This is a genomic window from Alkalinema sp. FACHB-956, assembly GCF_014697025.1.
Classification (GTDB): Bacteria; Cyanobacteriota; Cyanobacteriia; order Leptolyngbyales; family Leptolyngbyaceae; genus Alkalinema.
The window spans coordinates 26,846-42,200 of record NZ_JACJRC010000037.1; the positions used below are offsets into that span (position 1 = coordinate 26,846).

Annotated in this window: 8 protein-coding genes; 4 read left to right on the forward strand and 4 right to left on the reverse strand. The window is 49.1% G+C overall.

From position 1 onward, the window contains the following. Positions 1–785 precede the first annotated feature (785 nt). Together H6G21_RS23095 and H6G21_RS23100 are read left to right on the forward strand one after the other, a co-directional pair. Positions 786–2,324, forward strand: coding sequence for an SLBB domain-containing protein (locus H6G21_RS23095; RefSeq protein WP_190576505.1), 1,539 nt, complete (start codon positions 786–788; stop codon positions 2,322–2,324). A gap of 82 nt (positions 2,325–2,406) precedes the next feature. Next, the gene (locus H6G21_RS23100; RefSeq protein ID WP_190576507.1) at positions 2,407–4,635 is read left to right on the forward strand and encodes a tyrosine-protein kinase domain-containing protein; all 2,229 of its coding nucleotides are present in this window, start codon (positions 2,407–2,409) and stop codon (positions 4,633–4,635) included. A 142-nt stretch (positions 4,636–4,777) separates the two neighbouring features. Here the strand turns inward: H6G21_RS23100 and H6G21_RS23105 are convergent, their stop codons facing one another. Beyond that, complete coding sequence (locus tag H6G21_RS23105) at positions 4,778–5,548, reverse strand: fatty acid desaturase (protein ID WP_190576510.1); 771 nt, start codon at positions 5,546–5,548, stop codon at positions 4,778–4,780. Positions 5,549–5,711: 163 nt separating this feature from the next. Between H6G21_RS23105 and H6G21_RS23110 the strand changes: the two genes are divergently transcribed. Next, positions 5,712–7,319: an Hsp70 family protein gene (locus H6G21_RS23110; protein WP_190576512.1), complete on the forward strand. Its 1,608-nt coding sequence runs from the start codon at positions 5,712–5,714 to the stop codon at positions 7,317–7,319. 39 nt (positions 7,320–7,358) lie between these two features. Here H6G21_RS23110 and H6G21_RS23115 read toward each other — a convergent pair whose 3' ends face one another. Both H6G21_RS23115 and H6G21_RS23120 read right to left on the reverse strand, forming a co-directional pair. Further along, entirely contained in the window at positions 7,359–8,576 is a 1,218-nt protein-coding gene (locus H6G21_RS23115; protein WP_190576514.1) for an ATP-binding protein, read from the reverse strand. A gap of 155 nt (positions 8,577–8,731) precedes the next feature. After that, on the reverse strand, positions 8,732–9,994 hold the full coding sequence (locus H6G21_RS23120) for a histidine kinase dimerization/phosphoacceptor domain -containing protein (RefSeq protein ID WP_190576516.1): 1,263 nt from the start codon (positions 9,992–9,994) through the stop codon (positions 8,732–8,734). A 651-nt stretch (positions 9,995–10,645) separates the two neighbouring features. Here H6G21_RS23120 and H6G21_RS23125 point away from each other — a divergent pair. Continuing rightward, a complete protein-coding gene (locus H6G21_RS23125) occupies positions 10,646–13,114 on the forward strand; it encodes a response regulator (RefSeq protein ID WP_190576519.1) in 2,469 nt (822 codons plus the stop codon). Between the two features lie 873 nt (positions 13,115–13,987). Here the strand turns inward: H6G21_RS23125 and H6G21_RS23130 are convergent. Then, complete coding sequence (locus H6G21_RS23130) at positions 13,988–14,737, reverse strand: hypothetical protein (RefSeq protein ID WP_190576521.1); 750 nt, start codon at positions 14,735–14,737, stop codon at positions 13,988–13,990. Between the last annotated feature and the right edge of the window lie 618 nt (positions 14,738–15,355).

Consider the following 15,355-nt stretch of genomic DNA (forward strand, 5'->3'; position numbering starts at 1 on the left):
ATGGGGACAGCTCGGATGATTTCCCTTTTTCAGGATACTACTCATCGAAATTTCACCTGAGGCCAAAGTGAAGACAATATGACGGTTCAATTACAGTTCACCTACAAACCCGGATGATGGGCCAAAAAAGGGGGGTGATTAGTTGATCTGATTAGTTGAACGGTGACTCAAGGACTGGCGATCCATCAAATCCATCGGCTTATGGTGATCTACCAACAAGGCTCTCTGGTGCGGATACATCGATCAAACTGATTCAGGCTGTTTGTAGGTCAAAGTTTAAGAATTACAAAGATGGACGTGCCCTCCGAGGCATTGCTAAGCACAATCGAACTATTCCGACCAACCTTTAACTTGGCTCGCTTCATGAGCCAACATCAAGTCATGAGCCAACATCGAGATTTTGGGTTGCAGTTATGATTGTAGGCTTCTACCTAGGGGGTAACGATCGTGGCCCCAGGCAGTTTTCTATGGATCCAAGCAAGCTGAATTAAACGCAAAGTTCACCTCGCACAAAGTCGGAATTACATGAAGAGTTTGCAAATCCTCCAGGGTCACGAGGTTCAATAATTTCACGGAGGTGTTAGAAATGGGTTGGTGTTAAAAGGAACCATTTGACTTCTGCATGGTCTATTTCTACTAACGGCCTATTGCTACTAATGGTTTTTCCCGCGTATTTCAACTTTGTCTGCGGTAATTTTTGCATTAAGCCCCTATCTTGCAGTTAAGTTAAATCGCTATCAGTTTCGGCTATTTTGATTTTTTGGCGTTCCACAGGTTGCTTCCCTATGGTTGTCCGATTCCATCCTAGTTCTAACCTCAGCATGAAGCTGTTCCGCGTTGGCCGATTGAAGACCTGTGTGCTCGGGACTAGTCTGCTAGCAACTCTGGTTGGCCTGCTGCCCCCCAGTGCCTTCGCCCAAACTGCAATCCCCCGAAGATCGACCCAATTTCCCCCGAATGCAGTGGCTCCAGTCATCAACCGGCCTCCGATCGATGAGGACTATATCCTCGGCCCGGGCGATCGCGTCAGAATTGACGTCCAGAAAGCGCCGCAATATTCCCTGGAAACCCAGGTATTGGTAGATGGCACTATTAGCTTGTTGCAATTTGGCTCCTTGCCCGTGCGCAACCTTTCCCTCACAGAAGCTACTGCCCGCGCCACTGAAAAATATCGCAAGGTGTTACGCTATCCCGTAGTAACCATTACACTAGTCACCCCACGCCCCGTCAAAGTCACTGTTGCAGGAGAAGTCAGCCGTCGGGGGGCCTACGATGTCACACTCAACCCCGTTAGTGATACGGGCAACACCGTTGGCTCCGCAAACCTCCCCACCCTCACTCGAGCCCTCAAGCTTGCCGGGGGCATTACTCAATCTGCAGACTTAAACCGCGTCGAAATTCGTCGAGCTCAGCGGGGTGGATCGGCTCAAGTTTACACCGTTAATTTGTGGGACTTTGTCCGCAATGGCGATACCAGCCAAGATGCTGTGCTACGAGATGGGGACTCCATTTTTGTTCCCACGGCAGCCAACTTGGACTTGAACGAGTCGTACCAACTAGCCACAACCAGCTTTTCCGCAGAAAAAATTCAACCGCTTAACATTACAGTAGTCGGCGAGGTCTATCGGCCCGGTACCCATACAGTCGAAAGTAGCGTTCGGGTTCCTACTGCAGGTATTCCGGGGGAAGCAAGAGATTCTTTTAACCAAGCACGTATTTTCCCAACGCTTACCCGTGCCATTCAAACCGCTGGCGGGATCAAGCCTATGGCCAATCTGCGGAATATTGAAGTCCGACGAATCACTCAACAGGGGACTCAGCAGGTATTTAAGATTGATCTGTGGGCATTACTGCAAGCCGGTGATCAAACCCAAGATTTGATTTTGCAAGATCGCGATACTATTGTTATACCCCAGGCAACTAATTTAACGAATGCCGAAATTGCATCTGCATCTGCTGCTAGTTTTTCGCCCGATCGCATTCGTGTTGCCGTCATGGGTGAGGTGGGGACACCGGGTGTCATCGAAGTGCCTCCTAATACACCCTTGAATAAAGCTATTTTGACCGCAGGAGGCTTTAATAGCCGAGCCGTGCGCAATAAAGTTGATTTTGTCCGGCTCAATCCGGATGGTACCGCTGTGAAACGGGAGGTTAAGGTCGATTTAGCCGCAGGCTATGATGAAGCCAACAATCCACCACTTCGCAATGAAGATGTCATTATTGTGAAGCGCTCAGGGCTTTCCGTTTTTGGAGAAGCGGGTCAAGTCTTTGGGCCACTTGGTGGAATCGTGAGTGTGTTTCGAGCCATCTTTGGTGGGCCTTAAGACGATCATCAAACTCAGGGCTCCATCCTGAAAATTACGCGATCCTCACTGCAACTGTTTGTCTAATCCCCTTGAGGTCAGAATGGAAAGCGGATTTCCCCCATCAATTCCCCCCTCGTCTAATCCTGGAAATAGTCAACGTCCTTCATGGCTACCTAGCATTGGAGGCAATCAATCTCGCCCTAACGAAGACAATGATGTTCTCGATATCGGCCAATTGCTGTCTCTTCTCAAAAGGCGGGCGGTGGTTATCCTGGGTGTCACCACAGTGGTTGCAACGGCGGCGGCGGCGAAAGGGAAACTAGATCCTACCTATCGAGCTACCCTGCAAATTCTGACCCGTCCTGTGACGGCTGAAAATCAAGTAGTATCCTCCTTGCCCCAGGCCCTTCGAGAGGAGCAACGATCACCCTCTGGATCGGCTCGGGGCTATGACGATACCAAACTGCGTCTATTAACCAGTCCAACCCTCGTTGATCCTGTTGTGGATCAGTTGAAGGGGAAATATCCAGACGTTAGTTACGGGTCGATCGTTAAGGGATTGCAAGTCAAACCCGTGGGAGAAACAGATATCTTTGAAGTGCATTACATCGACTCCAGTAGTGAACGGGTCAAGGATATTCTAGATGCCCTCGGCAAACGCTACATTGACTACGCTCTCCAAGACCGATTGGCGGACACTAAAAAGGGGATTACCTTTATTGACGAGCAGTTGAAACCGTTAAAAGATCAGGTGAGCTATTGGCAAGGAAAATTGCAGTCCTTCCGGCAGCAGAACACCTTCTTTGACCCTGAGTCCCAAAGCCGAGAACTTTCAGATCAAATGGCCAATTTTCGGCGGCAACGGCTAGAAAATGAAGTGCAGTTGAAGCAATCCATGGGGCTATACCAGGAATTACAAAATGAGATTGAACGATCTCCGAGCGATCGCACCGCAACCCTCGCCCTGAGACAAAGTGAGACCTATAGACAACTATTAGGCCAATTGCTAGCCCTAGATACCAGGATTGCAGAACAGGGGAGCATTTATGAAGCCGGATCTGAAGACATGCAAATTCTTCGAGATAACCGGACAAAGCTCATGCCACTGTTGGAACGGGAAGCGGAACGTGTACGGGAAGAAGTCGCTAGCCAAGTGCGGGACTACGCCGAGCGCGACCGTGCCCTGCGCAAAACAGAGGATGAACTAGCACAACGGATTAAGAACCTATCCAATATTGCACGGGAGTATACTGATATTCAGCGGGAACTGAAAGTAGCGACAGATAACCTGGATCAATTCCTGGCGAAGCGATCAGCTCTCGATATTGATGCCGGCCAACGGCAAACGCCCTGGGAAATTGTCACACCCATCATCTCTCCCGAATTGGCGAGCTTACAGACGAATTTGCTCCTGGGCGGTGTACTGGGATTGGTCCTAGGCATCATTAGTGCTGTGATCGTCGATCGCATGAGTAATGTTTTCCACACCCCACAGGAAATTAAAAAAGCCAGTAAATTGCCGCTGTTAGGCATTATTCCCTTTAATCAAGAACTGGCTGCGGTTGGGGAGTCTCCTACCGCTGCTAGCCTTTTCCAACCTAATCGGATTTTACTGGCAGCGAATCACCCGAATGCCTTAGTAACCCTACCCTTTTTAGAATCGTTCCGACTTCTCCAGACCAATCTGCGCCTCTTAAATGCCGATCGGCCTGTGCGATCGATTTCAATTAGTTCTCCCACCCCCCAGGATGGTAAATCCACAACAGCAACCTATCTGGCTCAAGCGGCTGCTTCCATGGGGCAACGGGTGTTGCTGGTAGATACGGAGTTACGCTATCCCCAACTGCATAGCCGATTTGGCTTATCCAATGCCCAGGGCCTGAGCGATCTCGTAGCCAGCCACGGCGATCCCCAAGCGTTTATCCAAGTATCCCCTTTAAATGACCAAATTCATGTGCTGACCGCAGGACAATCCACTACGGATCCCATCACCCTGCTCTCCTCTCCCTATATGCAGGAGGTCATGGAACAGCTCCAGGAGCGCTACGATTTAGTCATTTATGATACGCCTCCGCTAGCGGGTCTTTCGGATGCCCACTTAGTTGCAGCTAAAACCGATGGATTGTTGTTGGTGGCTCGGGTGGGCAAGACCAACCGCGATGCCTACGAGCATGTAATGGAAACGCTCAACTTCCTGCCAACGAAGGTGTTTGGAGTGGTGGCGAACGATTCTCGCAAAGTGCCAAGCAATTTATATACGTCCTACTATCTAGATTCAAACAACTCTCCGCCCAATACGCCGATTTCCACCCCGGTTGGTTCCCGATAGAGGTCTCTCATGGATCCGTTCTAAAGGTTGGGTGACCCGAAATCCTTCGCGCCCCCAGATCTTGTCGCGATCGTTCAAGGGCTAAGGTCACCACATAGCCGAGGGTACCGGAAGAAAGGGGCCGATCGCGGCCTCGATCGAGCTAAGAACCCAGGCGTAGACGACGAGCAGTGGGTAGTTGCCACCAAGCCAGGTGGGGCATTTCGTGGTGCTCTTCGTGGTAGCCAAAGTGGTAGCAGGTGATAAACGACCAGAACTCTGATAGCGGCGTACTGCGGGCATGGCAGTCATTCTGGTAGCCTTCCTTCGGTTCACGGTGGGGTAAGAAGGTTCCAAAGAAAAACAGTTGAAAGGAACTGGCGACGGAGGGAACAACCCAAAACCAGGTCAAATTGGCTTCGGCGATCTGCAAAACTTGGTGCAGGGCGTGGAAGCTGCCAATGAGGAGAACTAAACGCATCCAACTCCAATAATTGACCATAAATTGGGCGTACCAGCCAAAAAAGTTAGACCAGCGCCCATTGTGATAATCGGGATCACCCGATCGAGCGGGGATAGCATGGTGCAGATGGTGCATCTCAGCCATTTTTTTAAAAGGAAACATGGCATAGCAAAATAAGGCCACTTGCCCAATGCAATTGTTAAGCTGTCGATTGTGGGGCGCGATCGACCCATGCATGGCATCGTGGGCCGTCACAAACAAGCCGGTGTAGAGAAACATTTGCCAGAGAAAGCCCAGTCCCCGCAAGCTCCAGGGGATTTGCTCCCAGTCAAGACTCAACAATACAGTCGTGCTGATAGCCCAAATCCCTAAAACACCGGAGGCCACAAGGACCCCACGAGATTGATTACGATCGGGCTTAGAAGTTACTGGTTGAAGCCGCCACACCCAATTCACCACCCAATCCACCATGGTTAGTTGCCTATCCTGTAAGAAGCTAAATATAAAACTTGATATATCTTAACGCTTCTTTACTAAATCCATGGGGATTGCGGGTTTGAGGGCCACGATTTCAGTCCAAATAGAGAGATTTGCTAGGATCTTGAAGTGGCATTGTTGGGCATTAAATTAACCTATGACCTACGCGATCGACTTTGGGACGAGCAACACGGTGATTGCCCGTTGGAATGCAGTCAGTCAACAGGCTGAAACCTTATCGGTACCCGAGTTATCGCTCAAGCTGGCCCAAAATCCGCCGCTAATCCCCAGTCTGCTCTATGTGGAGAACGCCGCCCGTGGCCAAGTGGTGGTGGGGCAGCCGGTGCGCGATCGCGCCTTGGATTTAGCCAGCGATACCCGGTTTTTTCGCAACTTCAAGCGCGGCATTGGCTCAGCGGTGCAAGGGTTTATTCCAGAGTTAGATGGTCGCACTGTGGAATTTCCCCAGGTGGGGCGTTGGTTTTTGGGGCAAGTGATTCGGCAGGCGAGTCAACTCAACCCCGATGTTCTGGATTCAATCGTCTTTACGGTCCCCGTTGATAGCTTTGAAGCCTATCGGCTCTGGTTAGGCCAAGTGTGTGAGGACTTGCAAATTAACCAAGTGCGGATGTTGGATGAGCCGACAGCCGCCGCCTTGGGCTACGGTTTGGCCAACCAAGAATGTCTATTGGTTGTGGATTTTGGCGGCGGCACTTTAGATTTGTCCCTGGTGCAACTGGATACCCGAGTCATCCAGCAATCTGGGGGGCAATCCTTGGGCTTTATTTTGAAGTGGGGCCAAAAATCCTTTGCGGAGGAGTCTGGCCAAAAGGTGAAAACGGCGCGGGTTCTGGCCAAGGCCGGCCAGAACTTGGGTGGGGCAGATATTGACCATTGGCTGGTGGATCATTTTGTTCAAACCCAAGGCTTGCAGGTTAGTCCGGTCACCACCCGGTTAGCGGAACGGTTAAAGATTGCCCTATCGCTGCAACATCAAGCCCAAGAAGTGTTTTTTAACGACGAAACCTTTGAAAGCTATGAACTGGCCCTTACCCGCGATCGCTTCAACGATATTCTCCAAGAACACCAGTTTTTTGCCCGCTTGGACGAGGCGATGAACCAAGTGCTCCAGCAGGCGCAACGGCAGGGCTTGGCGCTTCAGGACATTGGGGCCGTGTTACTCGTTGGCGGCACCTCCCAAATTCCCGCTGTGCAAACCTGGCTGCACCAGTATTTTGATCCCAGCAAGATTCGATCGGATAAACCCTTCGAAGCGATCGCCCAAGGGGCTCTGCAACTCGATCGGGGGGTGGAACTCAAGGATTTCCTGTACCACGGCTATGGAGTGCGTTTTTGGGATCGCCGGATCAATGCCCACAACTGGCATCCCATTATTCGGACAGGTCAACCCTATCCCATGGAAAAAGCGGTCGAAATCGTTTTGGGAGCCTCGCGGGAAAATCAACCGAGTATTGAACTGATTATTGGTGAACTGGGTAACGAAACGGGACAAACGGAAGTGTATTTTGATGGGGATCGCTTAGTCACCCGCAATCTTTCTAGTCAAACGACGACGGTGCAGCCGCTGAATGACAAGGAGGGAGCACGGAACATTGCAGAGCTCGATCCACCGGGAGTGCCAGGGAGCGATCGCATCAAGGTGCAATTTCAGGTAGATGCCAAACGCTTTTTGCGCATTACCGTCGAAGATTTGTTGACCCAACGCACCCTTGTAGAGGATCAGCCGGTCGTGCAATTGAGCTAGCCTCCGGCCATCCAGGTCGCCGACGTTTAAACTTGTAAACTAACTGGCCCAAGGAATCGTTGTTTCCAGGGTGGCGGGTCGGCAATTGGGCAGGCGGACGGTAAACGTTGTGCCTTGACCTAGCTGACTTTCAAAGGAAATATGTCCATTGTGAGCGTCAACACATTGCTTGACGATCGCCAAGCCCAATCCCGTGCCTTGAATCATGCCAACATTGGAAGCTCGGTAGAACAGCTTGAAGAGATTGGCTTGATCCTCCGGAGGAATCCCAATTCCTGCATCTTTTACGACTAATCGCACCTCATCCTCACTCTGGATGAGTTCCACCTCAATGGGACTGTTTTGGGGGGAGTATTTCAGTGCATTTAATAACAAATTCGTCAGAATATGTTTGGTGAGCTTTGGATCTAGAAACGCTGGAATGACCGGCTCTGCGGTTGGAGCTTGACTGTTGATCACGGCACTGTTGATCACGGTACTGTTGATTACCGCATTGTTGATCACAGCACTGTTGATTACCACCAACTGAATTTCATGGTTCTGAATGTCCACAGCCTTGGTTTCATCAATAATCTTTTGACAAAACTCTTGAAGATTGACGGCAACTGGATAACAGGCAATGGCTCGCGTCGTGGATTCGTTCATGATGAGAACATCCTCTAGCATTTCCCGTAGATGTTCTAGGGCCGATCGCGCTTGATTGAGATAGGTTTGTCGCTTGATGGGAGTGAGCTTGGCGGGGTAATTTTCCAGCATATCCAACGTGATGGAAATAATACTCAGCGGCGTTCGGAATTCGTGGGAAACGAGGCCAATAAACTGGGACTTGAGTTGATTCAGTTCTCGCTCGCGCTCTAGGGCTTTTTGAATGGCGATTTCCGCTTGATATTTGCTGATCGCAATTTCGATCGTGGTAATCAAGTCCTTATTGGAGAAAGGTTTAATCACATAGCCAAAGGGTGAAACGGTTTTAGCTTGTTCTAACGTGACTTGATCGGCATGGGCGGTGAGAAACACCACTGGAATGTTATAGGTCGATCGAAGTTGATCCGCAATATCAATCCCCGCCATCACGCCATTCAAACAGATATCCATCAAAATCAAATCTGGCCGAGTCTGCTCTACAAGGGCGATCGCGGCTTCCGCTGAATCGGTAATGCCCACGACTCCGTAGTTTAAAGCGACCAATCGACGTTGTAAGTCCATGGCAATAATGGGCTCATCTTCGACGACCAGGATTTGAGTATTGGGTTGCATGTTGAGCATCCGCAAGATAAACGAAGGAAAACCAACTGGGAAAGTACGATTGACCAAAAGACGAGTCCTAGGACTCTATTTTCCTTAACCTGAGCCTCAACCTTCCGAGATTGGCCCCTTATCCGAGATTAACCCTTTCAAGGATGACTGATCCACTACGCTTTCCTAAATTGAATCACAAATTGGCTTCCCCCCCTGCGCTCCACCTCCAGCGTACCTCGTAATTTGGCAGTCAGTGCCGTCACTAATTGAAACCCCAAGGAGTCCGTCCGATGAATATCGACACTGGTGGGTAAACCAATGCCATCATCACCAATCATCAATCTACAAATTTGCTCAGGACTTTGCTGGAACGTGCAACGGATGGTGCCTGACACCTGATTGGGAAAGGCATATTTGAAGGCATTGGTCATCAGTTCATTCATGATCAAGCCACAGGGAATTGCTTGGTCTACCGTCAGATGAACCGATTCAAGATTTAAATCTAGTGTAAGACGGTGATCATCCTGGCAATAGGATCGGAATAGGTTAGTGGCAAGTTGCTCTGCATACTCTCGAAAATTGATATGACGCACCTGGGAGGACTGGTAAAGCTGTTCGTGGATCAATGCCATGGCTTGAATACGCGCTTGGGCATCGGCAAAGGGCCCGATCGTGCTGGAGTCTTCGATCGAGCTTGATTGAAGATTGAGCAAGCTCGACACCATTTGCAGATTATTTTTAATGCGATGGTGAACTTCCTGGAGAAAAATCTCTTTTTCGTGCAGCGCTTGAAAGAGTTGATTCTCCTTACTTTTAAAGGCAGTCACATTGTGGATTATCGCCAGAACTGATCCTACTTTGCCCATCTCATCGAGTTCTGGCAGCAAACGGACTTGGTAAGACTGTAAGGCGGAAGGGTGTTGATTGCTAAACTCAAAACACGCTTGATTTTTTTTGACAAAGACACGTTGTAACTGCTGACACCAAAGATCACGTTCCAATGGCGGAATGGTGAATTCCAAGAGCTGTTTCCCAATCATTGCATCGGGGGTCACACCATACTCGTTGAATACGACAGGGTTGACATAGGTGCAGGAGAGTTGGCGATCGAACCGAATAATCACGTCGGGGGATTGTTCCACCAGTAACTGAAACAGATACTTCTGCTGTTTCAGGTCTTGCTGCATCGCATTCATCACCTGAGCTTGGTGGATAATCTGACGCTCTAGGTCACCATTGATTTCCTGAAGGGCTGCTTCCCGCGCTTTTAAGGCTTTAATTTCTGCTTCTAGAATTTCTGCTTCTAGAACAGTGATTGCAGGGACGGGGGCGAAACCGCTTGCCGGGGGATTGAGTTGTGGTGGATCCCCCTGAGATGACTCAGTTGTTTGCAGATCAGAGTTGGACAGGGGTTCGATTGAATGGGGTGTAACCATCTCTTGTATCGCGCGATCGATAAACAATCTCTAAAAAAATCTCTGTGGGAATTTCCATCTAGAAATTGACAGCAAAGTAACGAGCAACTAAGGCAATGATCCCATCAACATCGAATGCTTCCCACCAATGCTTCCTACCCAAGTGTAGCCCTGAAAGACAGATGATGCTTTTCGTCACACAATCTATTGTACGATATCCCATGGATCATGGCATCTACATAACTAAATTTAAAATAACTAATTCCGATCGCAAAGAATAATGATGAATCATGGTGTTGTCCCCGTCGGTCATAGTCCATAGATATATCCCATAGATTAAGAGCCCATCAGATTAAGAGCCCATCCGGGATTGGCTGCGGGATGAGCCGGGTCGTGTGATCAATCTCACAGAAAAGCTGTGAGATTATTGCGATATTAGACAATCTATGGAATAACCTTGATCTTTCGCTGCACCGAGACTCATCTAAAGCACATTTACAGCCGATAAAGCCTATTGTGGAGAGGATGGCTTAACTACTGAGAGCTAGAACCCCGTTAGCTGCCATAGTTAAGAATCCCCTATAATCTCGGTGCAATTGAATAAACTCCTTCAGCGTATCTTAAGCGTAAATTGTTGAAGACTTAAATGGTTGAAGTCTCGATAGGTTTGTAATGAAAATCTTGCTGGTAGAAGATAACCAGTACCTTGCTCAGCAACTAGCCGACGCTCTATCCATACAGCGTTATACAGTTGATGTTGCCTTTGATGGCCTAGAGGGCTGGGAGTATCTACAGGGTGCTGATTATGATTTAGTCATTTTGGATGTGATGCTTCCGAGACTAGATGGTGTCAGCTTGTGCCGTCGTATTCGGGACTGTGGGAATCAGATTCCTATTTTGATGCTGACGGCCCGAGGCACGAGCCAAGACAAAATTGAAGGATTAGACGCTGGGGCCGATGATTATCTGACTAAGCCCATTCGGGTTGAAGAGTTGGGCGCGAGAATCCGTGCCCTGTTGCGGCGGGGTGGCCATCGAGAGGCCTCTCCCATTTTGAGTTGGGGCGATTTAACCCTGAATCCCAATCTTTGCGAAGTATTTTATGCGGGGCAACCTCTCCCCTTGACGCCCAAAGAATATTCGTTGCTGGAACTCTTCATGCGCAATCAGCAGCGGGTTTATAGTCGTCAAGCCATTCTGGATCAACTGTGGTCGCTATCCGATGATTTACCCGGCGAAGATACGGTGAAATCCCACATCAAGGGACTGCGGCAAAAACTTAAGGCCGTGGGGGCCAAAGATCTAATTGAAACGGTGTATGGATTAGGGTATCGGTTAAATAGCGCCTATCTGAAACCTGTAGCGAAGTCAGAGCCAGCTCCAGAGGGCATGGCTTCCCCCCTGTCGTTAGGCGATCCAAAGAGTCCGTTGCCTAACCCTGATGTCCCTGAGGCAGGGACGCAAAATTCCTTTAAGCGCTACTCAATTTTAATCGTCGATAACCGAACGACTTGGGCCGATACGGTTTTCTCTAGCGCCAATTTTCAGTATTTTCGGGTGCAAGTGGCTACCTCCCTAGCCAGGGTTCAAGAGGCATTGACGAACCATTGGCCAGATTTAGTCATTGCATCACTCTCCTTTGAATCCGGTTGTGAAACCTTTCTGACGATGTTTCAGAGCTTGTCCGAGAATATGCCGGACAGTCCCGTGCTCATTCTGACGGATGGAGACTCCTTCAACGATCGCCGAACGGTAATGGGCTACCAGTATGCAGGTTTCCTCGATCGATCGAGCCCAGCCCAAATCATTTTAGAGACGTTGCAGTCTCTGCTGGAATGCCCAAGCACGGCCAATCCATCAACCCTGTTAGTCGTCAGCGATAGTGTAACGACGGGACAACTGATTACCTCCTTGCTGTCTCCTTGGGGGCTACAGGTGCATGTCCTCTACGACCTCCAAGCGCTGTGGCAAAGCCTAGAGACCACTCCCCCCAATTTGTTAATCCTGGACAGCCAAGCCTTTTCTGGGGCGAGCTTTGAAGTCTGTCAACTCCTGCGTCAGGATCGGCGCTGGGGCTGGTTGCCGATTATGATGCTGGGGGCATCTACCCCAGAGGAAATTCAAAAAGCGTTTACCTCAGGGGCGGATGATTTTGCGAGTTTGCCAATTATTGGCTCAGAGATGGTAACCAGAATTTTGAATCGCTTGGAAAGAACTCAAGTGTTGCGATTGCATCCAGAAATCGATCGCTTAACTGGACTGGCTCAGCGATCGGCGGCCATTCAAGAATTCAATCGCTTGATCCAACTGGCTAAGCGGTCTCAGATTGTTAATTATTTTGGCATTTTGTCGATCGATAACTTGCAAATGATTAATGAACGATACGGCTATCAAGTTGGCGATCAAGTCTTAAAACAAGTCGGGCAATGTCTCTTACAGCACACCCGATCGGGGGATATTGTGGCTCGGTGGGGGGGCGCGACCATCGTTGTTGGAGGCTATGGCGCAACGGAACAAGAAGGCAATGAAGAGATTGCCCTGGTTTTAGAGCATTTGCGCAGTCAGCCTCTCCCATTACCCCAGGGTGGAGACTTGGCTATTACCTTTAGTGCAGGAGTCACCCAATATCCCACCCATGGACAGACCTTACAAGCGCTCTATCAGGCGGCTGAAGCTGCTTTAAACACCGCCCGCGATCGGGGGGGCAATCAAGTGGTTGCGACAAGTCAGTTATCCGATCGTGCGCCCTTGATTACCGTCTTACAGGGGGATCCGACCAGTTCTCAACGGTTGAGCCAAAGCTTGCAGACCCGTGGCCATCAAGTGACCCTTCAGTCCAGCAGCCAACAAGCCCAGGCTGATTTAGTCGCCAATGCTCAAACGGGTAGACTCCAAATTTTATTTTTATCTGAGGATATCGCGCCAGACAGTGGCCTGAAATTTCTCAAATGGCTCATGAAGCAGCCCCACAATACTTCTACATTGCGAGTTATTTGGCTAGCGAAGGACACCCAAGAAGCTGAGCGTGCTGTTCAGTTGGGCGCTGCGGAATATGTCCTCTATCCCTACGAATCTGCAGCTATTCTTCAAGCCTTTACCCGGTTACAGGCCAGCCATGATCCGCATTATTCCCGGTCTTAGCAATTTTGCTGTTTTATTCTCTGGCTGTTTTACTCTCTGGCTGTTCTCTCCCCTAGCATTCTTCCCAGAATCTTTCCCAGGTGGTTGGGAGGTTCCCAGAGGGTAGGAGAGCCCAAGGGGGTGGGAGAGACCACGTAAGTGGGAGAGCCCAAGGGGTGAGTATGCAGATAACGCTGGCTTCGGTCTCGTGGATGGAATTGATTGTCTAGGGAATGGATGCTCTGAAAACAAAAAAACTCCTCAGGTATCTTCTGAGCGCTTCCGAAAAGTTGAAATAATTACAACTCTACGAAATTCACTAAGTGAGATATCTGAGGCAGGTGTTTTGTCCTTTTGATCTTTCGCACAATATTTATAGTAAATAGGAATTGTGAAGAAAAAGGGTAGATCCTCTACAAGAATTCTTTAGCCAGATGAACGAGATTTGCTATCCTCTGGTGGCCTTAATTTGGATATCCCCTCGATGACCCGACCCTCAAAGGTTCCGCCAGATCAGGAGTTTCCCTGCCCAGCTCTGGGAAGGGGTGAACTACTGCCCAGTCTCCCACAGGTTCACAATTGAGTTACATACTCACACAGGTTCACAATTGAGTCGCATACGATAAGTTACATGCAATGAGTCGCATATGATAAGTCACATACAATGAGTCGCATACAAAAAACAAGTTGCATACAAAAAACCTCAGAATTAACTTAGGAATTCCGATCAAGTATTGCAACTATGAACGGAATTTGCTAAGTGAAACTCTGAGGAAGGATTTGTCCTTATTAGATCTTTCGCACACTCCCCCATAGTAGGTAGGAAAAGTGGAAAAATCGGGTATTTTTTGCAATCAATCTGGATAGAAAAAATGCCCGGATCACGCTCATGGATTAAGCGATCGCGGGCATTTGGTAGACTTCCGAATGGGAGGGGAATCCATAGGGATCCTCTATGGGGAACTGAGCTCTAAACCGTCGCAGTATGGGATATAACGCTTTCACCCAGTTCAGTAACACTTGATCCTGCTTGATTAAGACAGCATAACTAGAAGACTGTAAACTGACCCAGAATTCATAGCCATCTCGACTAGGGGTTACAATCACGGGAACTTTCTGTTCTTGTAGCACCCAAGCAACAATACAAGCATGACCTCGTTGGTGACTCGAAATTTGGTAGACTCGACCATACAAGGTTCCGTCATACAATAAACCTTCCCGAACTGCACCATCATAATAGAAGGCATATCGGGAAAATTGTGTGTTTTCTGCCACCATGGGAAGCTGGGCAGATAGAGGCCACCGCAAGTTCAGAGCCTGAAAGAGTTGCTGTTGAACAGCATAGAGTTGATCAGAGGTGTCCGTTTGCTCAGATTTGCTCGCCGTTTCCGATAGTTCGTGATATAGAGAAATGAGGGTCTCTAAGTGTTGATGTCTCGCCGATCGCCGCTCCGGCAGTGCAGATAGCTGGGGCTTGGTGTCCAACGAAGTCGCTGTTGTTGCGCTGGAGTGATGAATTAAGGGAGCCGCGCTCAGGTACTGACTGAGCAATTTACGCAGACGATAGCGAGAAATGGGCGATAGTTGCTGAATTTCTTTCTTTTGTAATTCGGTGATGATGGGGGAAGTGTTAAAGGCCCGCATAGAGCAACTCCTTGGCATGAGGTAGCAATGGAAACGTGAGCCGTGAATCGAAAGCTGTGGATCGAAGTTAACTAAGATTTTAGAAATAGATCGTGTAAAACCTGAGAAATTTCAGTTGTGACACAACCTGCAACTATGATGTGAGCCAGATCACAAGCCTAGATCACAGGTCTGGATCACAAGTCTAGATCACAAGCTGATTGCGCGTTTGCCAGTCTCGCCCAGAATCAATCAGCAATATTATGGTTGATCCAAATCAACCTTTTTTCTAGCGTAGCGGTTCGTAACCCGACGTGAGTTCGATAAATTCGTGGTAAGGCGCGATCGTCGGGGCTGCTCCGCAGCGAAGATCGGGGAACTTCTCTCCTCAAGGCAGTTTGCTCTGGCATTGCGTCAGAGAAACCGCCTTGCCCCCTGCAATATCAGGGGACTCTACTCCCCCGACACCCCCGAAAGTGAGTTCTCCGTCCAAGCACAGGAGATTTGTGAGGAACAATTTGGCTTGTCGAACTCACGTTAACCCGGGGGCTTGGGGGATCAAATCTATAGTATTGATCAATCAATTGGGTATGAAAAACCACAGCAATTCTCAGTATGGCAATTCAGCTAGTATTGGGT

What these genes read in the sequence shown, in the direction of transcription:
- H6G21_RS23095 (WP_190576505.1), top strand. Translation starts at nt 786, where the DNA reads ATGGTTGTCCGATTCCATCCTAGTTCTAACCTCAGCATGAAGCTGTTC.
- H6G21_RS23100 (WP_190576507.1), top strand. Translation starts at nt 2,407, where the DNA reads ATGGAAAGCGGATTTCCCCCATCAATTCCCCCCTCGTCTAATCCTGGA.
- H6G21_RS23105 (WP_190576510.1), bottom strand. Translation starts at nt 5,548, where the DNA reads ATGGTGGATTGGGTGGTGAATTGGGTGTGGCGGCTTCAACCAGTAACT.
- H6G21_RS23110 (WP_190576512.1), top strand. Translation starts at nt 5,712, where the DNA reads ATGACCTACGCGATCGACTTTGGGACGAGCAACACGGTGATTGCCCGT.
- H6G21_RS23115 (WP_190576514.1), bottom strand. Translation starts at nt 8,576, where the DNA reads ATGCAACCCAATACTCAAATCCTGGTCGTCGAAGATGAGCCCATTATT.
- H6G21_RS23120 (WP_190576516.1), bottom strand. Translation starts at nt 9,994, where the DNA reads ATGGTTACACCCCATTCAATCGAACCCCTGTCCAACTCTGATCTGCAA.
- H6G21_RS23125 (WP_190576519.1), top strand. Translation starts at nt 10,646, where the DNA reads ATGAAAATCTTGCTGGTAGAAGATAACCAGTACCTTGCTCAGCAACTA.
- H6G21_RS23130 (WP_190576521.1), bottom strand. Translation starts at nt 14,737, where the DNA reads ATGCGGGCCTTTAACACTTCCCCCATCATCACCGAATTACAAAAGAAA.